The 10,264-nt window shown below is 71.2% G+C and carries 9 protein-coding genes; 6 read left to right on the forward strand and 3 right to left on the reverse strand.

The window, feature by feature from the left end; genetic code table 11:
- Positions 1-12 precede the first annotated feature (12 nt).
- Together AB4Z14_RS05525 and AB4Z14_RS05530 are read left to right on the forward strand one after the other, a co-directional pair.
- On the forward strand, positions 13-1,470 hold the full coding sequence (locus AB4Z14_RS05525; protein ID WP_442274323.1) for a dihydrolipoamide acetyltransferase family protein: 1,458 nt from the start codon (positions 13-15) through the stop codon (positions 1,468-1,470).
- Between the two features lie 287 nt (positions 1,471-1,757).
- Complete coding sequence (locus AB4Z14_RS05530; protein WP_442274324.1) at positions 1,758-2,186, forward strand: response regulator; 429 nt, start codon at positions 1,758-1,760, stop codon at positions 2,184-2,186.
- 27 nt (positions 2,187-2,213) lie between these two features.
- On the opposite strand, the gene AB4Z14_RS05535 is transcribed toward AB4Z14_RS05530, so the two are convergent.
- Both AB4Z14_RS05535 and AB4Z14_RS05540 read right to left on the reverse strand, forming a co-directional pair.
- Positions 2,214-3,512: a sensor histidine kinase gene (locus AB4Z14_RS05535; RefSeq protein WP_442274325.1), complete on the reverse strand. Its 1,299-nt coding sequence runs from the start codon at positions 3,510-3,512 to the stop codon at positions 2,214-2,216.
- A 52-nt stretch (positions 3,513-3,564) separates the two neighbouring features.
- Positions 3,565-4,191, reverse strand: coding sequence for a response regulator (locus tag AB4Z14_RS05540; protein WP_442274326.1), 627 nt, complete (start codon positions 4,189-4,191; stop codon positions 3,565-3,567).
- Between the two features lie 328 nt (positions 4,192-4,519).
- Here AB4Z14_RS05540 and AB4Z14_RS05545 point away from each other — a divergent pair, with 328 nt between their 5' ends.
- The 3 genes from AB4Z14_RS05545 to AB4Z14_RS05555 all read left to right on the forward strand — a co-directional run bounded on the left by AB4Z14_RS05545 (position 4,520) and on the right by AB4Z14_RS05555 (position 9,158).
- The gene (locus AB4Z14_RS05545) at positions 4,520-6,742 is read left to right on the forward strand and encodes a multicopper oxidase family protein (RefSeq protein ID WP_442274327.1); all 2,223 of its coding nucleotides are present in this window, start codon (positions 4,520-4,522) and stop codon (positions 6,740-6,742) included.
- 86 nt (positions 6,743-6,828) lie between these two features.
- On the forward strand, positions 6,829-7,956 hold the full coding sequence (locus AB4Z14_RS05550; protein WP_442274328.1) for a hypothetical protein: 1,128 nt from the start codon (positions 6,829-6,831) through the stop codon (positions 7,954-7,956).
- A gap of 215 nt (positions 7,957-8,171) precedes the next feature.
- On the forward strand, positions 8,172-9,158 hold the full coding sequence (locus AB4Z14_RS05555) for an AfsR/SARP family transcriptional regulator (RefSeq protein WP_442274329.1): 987 nt from the start codon (positions 8,172-8,174) through the stop codon (positions 9,156-9,158).
- On the opposite strand, the gene AB4Z14_RS05560 is transcribed toward AB4Z14_RS05555, so the two are convergent.
- On the reverse strand, positions 9,143-9,955 hold the full coding sequence (locus AB4Z14_RS05560) for an oxidoreductase (RefSeq protein WP_442274330.1): 813 nt from the start codon (positions 9,953-9,955) through the stop codon (positions 9,143-9,145). The genes AB4Z14_RS05555 and AB4Z14_RS05560 overlap by 16 nt on opposite strands.
- Before the next feature lie 214 nt (positions 9,956-10,169).
- Here AB4Z14_RS05560 and AB4Z14_RS05565 point away from each other — a divergent pair.
- Positions 10,170-10,264 (forward strand): helix-turn-helix domain-containing protein (locus AB4Z14_RS05565; RefSeq protein ID WP_442274335.1); only part of this gene is annotated, 95 nt, incomplete at its 3' end.

Raw genomic sequence — 10,264 nt, forward strand, 5'->3', positions numbered from 1 at the left:
GGGCTGCGACACATGGCAATCAAGACGTTCAACCTGCCCGACCCCGGTGAGGGGCTCGTCGAGGCCGAGATCGTGGAGTGGAAGGTGTCGCCCGGCGACACCGTCAAGGTCAACGACATGGTCCTCGAGATCGAGACCGCCAAGTCGCTCGTCGAGCTGCCCATCCCGTGGGCCGGCACCGTGAAGGAGCTGCTCGTCGAGGTCGGCCAGACCATCGACGTCGGCACGCCGATCATCTCGATCGACGACGGCAAGGGCGGTGACGACGCTCCCGCCGCCGCACCGTCGATCCCGGGCGAGAAGGCCGCTCCCGCCGAGGGCGCGGGTGGCGGCTCCGAGGCCATCCTCGTCGGCTACGGCGCCAAGGCCGGCGCCACGGCCCGTCGTGCCCGCAAGGGCATGGCCGCCGCCCCCGTCGCCGCAGCACCGACCGAGACCGAGCAGGTCGCGGCTGCCGCACCCGTCGCCGAGCCCGCAGCCCCGGCTCCGCGTGTCGAGTCGCCGGCTCCTGCCGTCCCGGGCGCGTCCGCTGCCGGTGGGCGTCCCAAGGCGAAGCCGCCCGTCCGCAAGCTCGCCAAGGACCTCGGCATCGACCTCGCGTCCGTCACCCCGACCGGGGCCGACGGCATCATCACGCGCGACGACGTGACGAACCATGCACGTGGCGCCGCCGTGAACGGCATTGCAGCACAAGCCGACTCCGCCGTCGGCGTTGCTGCGCCGGCCATCTCGCGTATGCCGTTCGGCGCGGGTGAGCGCGAGGAGCGCACGCCGATCAAGGGCGTCCGCAAGATGACGGCGCAGGCGATGGTCGGATCGGCCTTCACCGCACCGCACGTCACCGAGTGGATCACCATCGACGTCACGAAGACGATGGAGCTCGTCGACCGCCTCAAGGGCAGCCGCGAGTTCAAGGACGTCAAGGTCACGCCGCTGCTCGTGCTCGCCAAGGCGCTCGTCCTCGCGGTCAAGCGCAACCCCGGCATGAACGCGACGTGGGACGAGGCCAACCAGGAGATCGTCCAGAAGAACTACGTCAACCTCGGCATCGCCGCCGCGACCCCGCGTGGCCTCATCGTCCCGAACATCAAGGACGCCCACGCCATGACGATGCTCGAGCTGGCGCAGGCCATCGGTCAGCTCACCGCCACGGCCCGCGAGGGCCGCACCCAGCCGGCCGAGATGTCGGGCGGCACGATGACGATCACCAACGTCGGCGTGTTCGGCGTCGACAGCGGCACCCCGATCATCAACCCGGGCGAGTCGGCCATCGTGTGCTTCGGTGCGATCCGCAAGCAGCCGTGGGTCGTCACCGACGCCGACGGCAACGACGAGATCGCCATCCGCCACGTCACGCAGCTCGCGGTGAGCTTCGACCACCGTCTCATCGACGGTGAGCTCGGCAGCCGCTTCCTGTCCGACCTGGCCGCGATCCTCGCCGACCCGGCCCAGGCCCTCGTCTGGGGCTGATCCACCCAACCGTCGAGGGGCCACAAACCGGCACCGGTTTGTGGCCCTTCGACGTTCCGTCCTGCCGGGGGACGCCTCAGGAGGACCGCGATCGGATCGGGACACACCCCCACGATTGGGGGTGTGTCGACCCCACCCGTGGCGCGTGCGCCGCGCCGCGCGCCACGCCACGATGGTGGAGTTCCCGATCGGGCGATCGCCCCTGAGCAGTGGAGGTCCGTCATGGGTGGGCAGCGCGTGCACGGGCCGGGTCCGTGGTGCGCCCGGGCAGGACGGGGGCCACGCCGGTGACTGCTCTCCGCTCGGACCCGACCCCGCAGGGACCGGACGTCGTCCGCGTGCTCGTCGTCGACGACGTGCACATCCTCCGGATCGGGCTCGCCTCGCTCTTCTCCCTCGAGGGTGACCTCGAGCTCTGCGGCGCCGCCGAGAGTGGCGAGCAGGCGGTCGAGGTGGCTCGGCGCACCCACCCCGACGTCGTGCTCATGGACATCCGGATGCCCGGCATCGGCGGGGTCGAGGCCACCCGTAGGATCCTGCAGGACCGGCCGACGACCCAGGTCGTCGTGCTGACGGGAGAGCCGTCGGTGCAGGGACGGCGGGCGGCGCTGGAAGCCGGCGCGGCGGCATACATCGTCAAGGATGCGGTGCCGTCGACGGTCCTCGACGCGGTCCGTGGCGTGGGAAGGGGGCGCCAGCCCGGGATGCCGCGCTGACCCTCCGAACGTCGCGGCCGGCGACGCTCAGGGGAGCTGAAGCTCGCTCGCGAAGGACGTCGGGAAACGCGCCACGAGCTCGGTCCCGCCCTCGGCGCGGCGTGCCAGTCGCAGCGACCCACCGACGTCGGTCAGGGTGTCCTCGAGCAGGCGAAGGCCGAGGTGGCCGGTGGCGACCGGGCCCGGAGGTGGCCCGCTGCCGTCGTCGACCACCGTCACCGTGGCCTCGTCGCCCTCGACGACGGCGATGAGCGTCGCCCGGGAGGCGTTGGCGTGCTTGACGACGTTGCGCAGCCCCTCGCGGAGCACGCGGTAGGTCAGCTGGATCGCCTCCGTGGACAGGTGGGCGTAGCCGGGAGAGACCTCGACGTCGACGACGACGCCCGACTCGCGGGCCCGCGTCGCGAGGATGTCGAGGGCCGCCGTGAGCCCGGGCAGGGACGGGTCGGCCGGGTAGAGGTCGGTGACCAGGCCCCGCAGGGAGGAGATGTCACCGCGGAGGCTCTGACCTGCCGAGTCGAGCAGCTCGCGCGCCTCGACCGAGCTGTCGGGCAGCTGGCGGGCGACCATCGGGAGGGCGTAGCCGAGGGCCGCGAGGTTCTGGATCAGGCCGTCGTGCAGCTCCTCGGCGATGCGGCGCCGCTCCATGTCGGAGGCGGCGAGGGCATGGCGCAGCATCGCCCCGCGTTCGGTGCGCGCGTGGTCGACCCGACGGGCCAGCGACAGGGCCAGCGGCAGGAGGAAGAGCGTCAGGATGAGCATGGCGCCGACGGCGAGGGCCGTCAGCGCGTAGAGCAGCAGCCGCTGGTCGCTCTCGAGCCGCTCGGTCGACCAGTAGGACTCGATGACGACCGGCTTGCTGTCGGCGTCGAACGCACCGACGTATACCTCGAGCAGCTGGCCCGCGGTGCGCTCCTCGACGTTCTCCACCTTGCTGAGGTCCGACACGTCGGCGACGACGTCCTGGGTGCCGAAGAGCGCGGCGACGTCCTCGTCCATGACGTACGTGCGGCCGATGAGGTCGCGCTCGTCCGACCAGATGACGTTGCCCTCCATCGACCAGAGCTTGACGTGGACGAGGGACCCGTCCCGCAGCCGCGACTCGACGACCGTGACGAGGCTCTGCGAGGAGTTCGGGCGCCGGGAGCGCACCGCGGTGTCGACGAAGGGCGCTGCTACGTTGGCCGCGAAGGTCCTGCCTCGCAGGCTCGCCTCGCGCAGCGCGAGGTCCGCCGCCAGCGCGCGTGCCACCAGGACGGCCCCGAACGCGACGATGAGGAAGGCCACGAGCGTCCACAGCCCGAAACGGGTGATGGCCTCGCGCACGATCGACGGGGGCCCGCCGTGTGTCCCACCGGACCCTTGCGAGCCCGGCGCGCTAGCCACGCCTGGTCGGTGCGATGAGGCCGAGCCGGCTCGCGTTCACGACGGCCTCGAGCTGGGAGTGTGCGTGCAGCTTGCGCAGCAGGGTCTTGACGTAGCCGCGACACGTCAGCACCGAGATCCCGAGCTCCCTGGCGATCATGACGGCATCGGCTCCGTCCGCCAGCCGGCGCAGGACGTCGGCCTCGCGCGGCGTCAGGCGCGGGACGGGAGCCCCGTGGCGGTCGGCGCCGGCCCGCACGATGGTGCGCAGCAGGCCGGGGTCGATGGCGAAGCCTTTCCGGGTCGACGACCGGACGGCGCCGAGGATCTCGTCGAGGGAGCCGTCCTTGGGCAGGAGGGCACACGCTCCGGCGTTGAGCGACCTCGTGAGCAGGGCCTGGTCGATGAAGGCGCTGAGCACGATGATGCGCACGTTCGGGACGGCACCGATGAGGTCCGTGGCCAGGTCGATGCCGTCGTCCTGACCGAGCCGGACGTCCATGAGGATGACGTCGGGCTGCCAGTACGCCGCCAGCGCGCGAGCCTGGGCGGCGTTGAGCGCCGTTGCGACACAACGCAGGTCGGGCTCGCCGTTGATCACCAAGCCGATGGCGTCGGCAAGGACCCGGTGGTCGTCCACGATCAGGACTGATGTCTGTGTGCTGTCAACGCACGGTGAAGCCTTCATGGGCACCCCCCCGGGAGCATGTCGGCTTTCAGTATCGGCCACGTCGCCGGGCGCTGTCCCACGAATCCGAAGGGTCCGGTTCGTCCCGCGAGCGCCGCCCGCGCCCCGACCGGTACTCCCGACGGACCCCGAGGTTCTCCCGAGCAGGTCCGCCCACCATGGGCGTGGATATCCCCCGCTGGTCGAGGGACCCACTGCAGCAGCACAGTTCGACCGGGACGTCGGGCACCGGGAGCAGCACGCACCACGGGGCTCGCCGTCCACCACCTGAGGAGCAGGCATGAACACCTCCACACCTTCGGAACCCCAAGACCCGCGTGAGCTCGAGCCCGGCGGGGTCTACCGACGCACCGTCCTCCGGCTCGGGGCCGCCGGAGGACTCGGAGCCGCGCTCGTCGCCGCCCGCGGATTCGGTGGTCCCGTCCTGGCGCAGCAGGGTCTGCTGTCGCCCGATGGCGCCTTCGCAGCCTCGTCGACGACACTCGGCGACCTGCTCTTCTACGTCGAGGCCTTCCCGACGAGCCCGCTGATCCTCTCGCCCTTCTCCGACCCGCTCCCGATACCGAAGGCCCTGGCGCCCGTGCCGGTGTCGACCTTCAGCCGTTGGGCAAAGCCTCCCGGTCCCGGTGTGGGACAGCAGAACTCGTTCGGGAGCGAGCGGCACCAGATCTGGCCCTCCGCGCTCGGCTATCCCGACCCGATCGTCTACAAGATCGACCTGCTCCTGCGCACCCACTCGTTCACGACCTCCCAGGTGCTGCCGATCGACTCGAACGGCAAGCCGACGGCGTCGTTCGACGCCTACGGCGCCACGTATGCCGCCGGCACGAAGCGCTGGCTGCCGATGAGCACGATCTACGGCTTCAACGGCACCTTCCCCGGACCGAGGATCAACGCGGAGTACGGCAAGCCCGTCCTCGTCCGCTTCGAGAACCACCTCGACGAGAACCCGCTCGGCCTCGACCGGCAGGACTTCGGGTCCCCGGACTGGTCGTTCCTCACCCACCTGCACAACGGCCACACGGCGCCCGAGAGCGACGGCAACCCGCACTACTGCATGACCTACGGCCCCAAGTCGACCGGCTACGGACCCCAGACCTTCTGCGACAACCTCTACCTCAACTGGCCGGCGGGAGGGGACGACCGCGAGAAGCAGAGCTTCTTCTGGTTCCACGACCACCGCATGGACCACACCGGGTCGAACGTCTACAAGGGCATGGTCGGCCTCTACCCGATCTACGACCCCAAGAACGGTACGGACATGGGAGACGAGCGCCAGGGGCTCAGGCTGCCCGGCGTCCGCCGGGACAACCCGGACGGCTCCTTCGACGTCGACTACGACGTCCCGCTCGCGTTCTACGACTGCCGCCTCGACGACGGGGTGACCACGCACCAGGACGTCCACGACGGGATGGGGGAGTTCCCGGCAGCGAAGAACCCTGCGACGCACCCGGAGTGGTGGGGCAAGACGTTCTACAAGCACTTCCCCAACCACGGCTTCGTCGGCGACATCTTCACCGTCAACGGCACCGCCTACCCGACGATGGTCGTGCGACGCCGGAAGTACCGCTTCCGCTTCCTCGACGCCTCGATCGCCCGCATCTACGAGTTCAAGCTGATGGCGTCGACGACGGGGCCGAAGTCATCCGCGTCCCTGGGCTACGGCGGCGACGAGCTCGAGGGGCAGTACCGCATCCCCGACGGCCAGCAGTGCATGCAGTTCACCCAGATCGCCTCGGACGGCGGCCTGCTGCCGTTCGCGATCAAGCGCGACTCGTTCGAGCTGTGGCCGGCCAAGCGCCGCGAGGTCATCGTCGACTTCACCCGCTACCAGGACGGGACGCCGACGACGAAGGGCGACGTCGTCTACCTCACGAACGTCATGAAGATGCCGAACGGTCGCATGTGGTCCAACTCGTCCCGGTTCTCACCGGACCCGAACTACAAGGTGCCGGTGCTGAAGTTCGTCATCGGCGACGACGCTCCGGACGACAGCCTCATCCCGCAGCCGGGTCAGCTGCTGCGGTCGCTGCCGCCGCTGCCGGGCAACTGGCAGAGCATGCTCGACAACCGCCTGGTCTTCGAGGTCGAGCGCGGGAGCTCGTCCGCCGACGTCGAGTGGCTCATCAACGGCCAGCCGTTCGACCCGACGCACGTCGGCACGAGCCTGAAGAACCCCGCCGGCAAGACCCCGCTCGCGCAGCAGAAGCGCGGCAGCTTCAACCTCTGGGAGATCCGCAACGGCGGCGGCGGCTGGGTGCACCCGTTCCACCTGCACATGGAGGAGCACCGCGTCGTCATGCGCAACGGCAAGGACGCGACGAAGGGCAGCGCGGGTCACCCCGACGACGTCTCGCGCGAGGACCTGACGGCCCTCGACCCGGGCGAGTCCGTCATCGTCTACCGGGGATTCCGGGACTTCGTGGGTCCCTACGTCGCGCACTGCCACAACCTCGCGCACGAGGACCACGCGATGATGTTCGGCTGGGAGATCACGCCGTAGGGAGCGTATGCCGTGTCGTGGCCTCCGCATGGACGGCCACGACACGGCCTACGCCGTGGTCCACCACTAGGAAGGAAGGCACTGCCATGACCACCTCCTCGACCGTCGCGGCCCCACCCACGGTCCCGGGGCGCCGACGCGCCGTCCCCTGGGCGACGGTGCTGCCCCTCGCGGTGGTGCTGGCCTACGCGGACGGCTTCTGGGTGACCTCGATGCGCGGTGCGGTCGGCGCCGTCGGTCGCGGGCAGGGCCCGTTCACGACCTGGTGGCACGAGTCCACCGTCCTCGTCCCCGTCTACGTGTGCGCCGTCCTCGCCGCGCTCGCGCTCGCCGTGCACCTGTCGGACCGGCGACACGACGACCGGGGACGGGCGCCGCTCCTGCTGACCGCGGGGCTCGTCGTCGTGACCGCCACGCTCGTCGGCGCCGTCGAGATGGCGGTCGGGGCCGCGTACGACTTCCACCTCCAGTCGGGCCAGCTCGAGGTGATGGCCTCGATGCGGGGCGACTGCCGGGCGGACTGCATCGAGCGGCTGCGGCAGGACACGTGGTGGCTGCAGCTGCGCGCCACCGGCCTCGGAGCCGTGCTCCTGCTCGTCACCAACCTCGGAGCCGTCGCGTGGGTGACGATGTTCCACGGCGGCCGACTGGACTCCGTCCGGTCGGCGCGCGCCCGTAGTCGGTCCCTGGACGCCTGCGGTGAGCGGCGGCTGCTCCTGGCCCTGGCCCTCGTCGGTGGTGCGCTCATCCACCTGGCGGTCGTGCCGGAGCACTTCGAGGAGTGGGTGGCCGCGGCCTGGTTCTTCGTCGCGCTGGCGGTCGCCCAGGCCGTCGCGGCGTTCCTCGTGCTCCGGGGGCCCGCGCCCGCTCGTGGCCTCCTGCTCCTCGTGGCCGCGCTCTCGGCCGGTCCACTCGTCGTGTGGGCGTGGTCGCGCACCTGGGGTCTGCCGGTCGGTCCCGACCCCGGCGTCCCCGAGGCCGTCGGGCTCCCCGACATCGCTGCCGGCGCCCTGGAGCTCGTGGCCCTCGTCCTCGTCGTCGTCCTGCTGCGCCGCGTCCCGGTCGGCGCCGTCCGCCGCCTCCGGCCCGAGCACCTGGGCCGACTCGCGGTGGCCGCCGTGCTGGCCGTCACCGTGGTCGGAGTGGCGTCGAGTCAGGCGGGGTGGTTCGACGTCGTTCGTTCGGAGAGCCTCACGAGCTCGGGCATGGGCTAGCAGATGAACGCCGTCGTGTTCGTGAAGTGAGCCGACTGCTCACCCCCAATCTTCGGGTCCGACCTCCCCGCACGTGGTGGAGCCCGCAGACCGTCTCCTCGCCCGACCATGGAGGAGTCAAGGGAGGGGTTGACATGACGAACTCGAGCCTGGGGGCGCGAGCAGGGGTTGAGGGACCCGTGCGAGCCGAGGTCACACTGTGTCGGAGCCTGCGGGTGTCGGTCGGCGACCGGTCGATCGGACCGCGCCAGCTCGGCGGGGCGAAACCGCGCCAGATCCTCGTCGCGCTGCTGCTGCGGCCCGACCAGGCCGTCTGCAAGGCAAGTCTCGTGCGGTTGCTGTGGGACGACGCCCCACCGGCGGGCGCCCTGAGCACCCTCGAGGGCTACGTCAGCCTGGTGCGCAAGCGGCTCGACGCCCTGGCGCCGGGGCTCGGCAGCGCCGTGCGCACGGAGCCGGGCGGCTACCTTCTCGACCCGGCCTTCGTCGACGTCGACGTCCACCGCTTCCGGCGACTGGCCGCTCGGGCGCGCGCCTGCTCGGGGCCGGCCGCCGTGCGCGGCTGGGTCGGTGCCTTCGACGTCCTCGACGCCCTCGACGCCCTCGGGGGAGCCCGCGGCCTCAGTGGCCTGCTCCTGCCGGACGAGCACCTCGACTGGATCGAGCAGGCGCGTGAGGAGCTCGACGACGAGCTGCTGAGGGCCCTCTCCGAGGCGGCAGGGGTGGCCCTCGACGCGGGAGACCTCGACCGTGCCCACCGCTGGGCGAGAGAGGCGCTCGCCGCCGACCCCTACGACGAGGCTGCGTGGCGCGTCATCCTCGAGTGCTGTGAGCAGCGCGGTCGCTACGCGGAGGGCCTGCGCGCCTACGACGAGTGCCGGCGGCTGCTCGCGGACGAGCTCGGCTGCGCGCCCGGACCCGGGGTCCGCGAGGTCTTCGGCCGCCTCCTGGACGGCGCGCGGCAGGCCGACGACGACCCGCTGGCGGCGTTGGTCGACGCCGTCGTCCGCCTCCACGTCGCGGTGTCGCTCCCGGCCGGACCGGCCGGTGCGGACCCCGAGGGGACCACGGGGCCGGGGCGCCCCGGCCGGGCGGGGCAGCGGGGCGGCCCCCCGCCGGTCGAGGAGGACTGGCGGCTGCTCGAGCGTCTGCTGTCGATGGCGCGCAGCGGTTGGCACCCCACGGCTCAGGCCACCGCCTGACCCACCCGACAGTCGAAGGGCCACGAACCGGTACCGGTTCGTGGCATGGCGCGCGCGCCGCGTCCGGCGGGGTAGCGCGCCGCGGGGTTCGCGGCCTCCAGCGCCTTGAGCACCTTCTCGGCGACCGCCTCGGGCCCGGAGCTCATCCGCGGGGTGTCGACGCGCTCGAACATCACGGCCATCCGGCGGCCGATGTCCTCGTAGACGGTGCCGATCGACCGCTCGACCATGCTCTCGCGGGCGATGGTGTTCCACTCCGAGATGATCGGGCCCGGCTCGACGATGACGACGTCGATGCCGAAGGGGGCGAGCTCGATGCGCAGGCTGTCGCTGAAGCCCTCGACCGCGAACTTCGTGGCGTGGTACCACGCGCCGAGTGGCTCGTAGATCTTGCCGCCGATGCTGGAGATGTTGACGATCCGGCCGCGACGCCGCGTGCGCATGTGCGGCGTGACGAGCTGGGTGAGGCGGGCGAGCCCGAAGACGTTGACCTCGAACTGCCGCCGCGCCTCCTCGATCGGTACGTGCTCGACCGGTCCGTACGAGCCGTAGCCGGCGTTGTTGACGAGGGCGTCGATCTGCCCCTGCTCGGTGATGATGCGGTCGACCCCCGCGACCATCGACGCGTCGTCGGTGACGTCCATGGCGAAGGCGATGATGCCGCGCGACTCGAGCGCGGCCATGCGCTCGACGCGGCGGGCGACGGCATACACCGTCCACCCGGACTCGACGAGGTGGATGGCGATGGACTCGCCGATGCCGGAGGACGCGCCGGTGACGAGGGCTACCTTGCTCATCCCGACACCGTATGCGGCACCGCTGGGACCCGAGCGCGCGCCCATCTCCCAGCGTGGGCCGCCCGGACGGCATACCCCTCCCTCACACCGTCGAGAGGCCACGTCGTGCGGGTGCGAGAACGTCGAGAGGCCAGAGCTCGCGACGAGCTCTGGCCTCTCGACCGCTTGGGTTCAAGGGTCTGTTGCAACGAGGGCTACCCCAAGGATGGCCTCCATGCCTGGTCCTCGTCTGTCGTTGTCCGAACGTGCTCAGATCGAAGTGCTCTTCGGTCAGGGCCTGACCTTCCCAGCGATCGCCGCGGCGATCGG

The sequence above is a fragment of the Terrabacter sp. 2TAF16 genome (assembly GCF_052115065.1).
In the GTDB taxonomy this organism is placed as follows: domain Bacteria; phylum Actinomycetota; class Actinomycetes; order Actinomycetales; family Dermatophilaceae; genus Terrabacter.

Excerpts from the sequence above, each read along its gene's own strand:
- AB4Z14_RS05550 (WP_442274328.1), top strand. The coding sequence starts at position 6,829 with ATGACCACCTCCTCGACCGTCGCGGCCCCACCCACGGTCCCGGGGCGC.
- AB4Z14_RS05560 (WP_442274330.1), bottom strand. The coding sequence starts at position 9,955 with ATGAGCAAGGTAGCCCTCGTCACCGGCGCGTCCTCCGGCATCGGCGAG.
- AB4Z14_RS05545 (WP_442274327.1), top strand. The coding sequence starts at position 4,520 with ATGAACACCTCCACACCTTCGGAACCCCAAGACCCGCGTGAGCTCGAG.
- AB4Z14_RS05525 (WP_442274323.1), top strand. The coding sequence starts at position 13 with ATGGCAATCAAGACGTTCAACCTGCCCGACCCCGGTGAGGGGCTCGTC.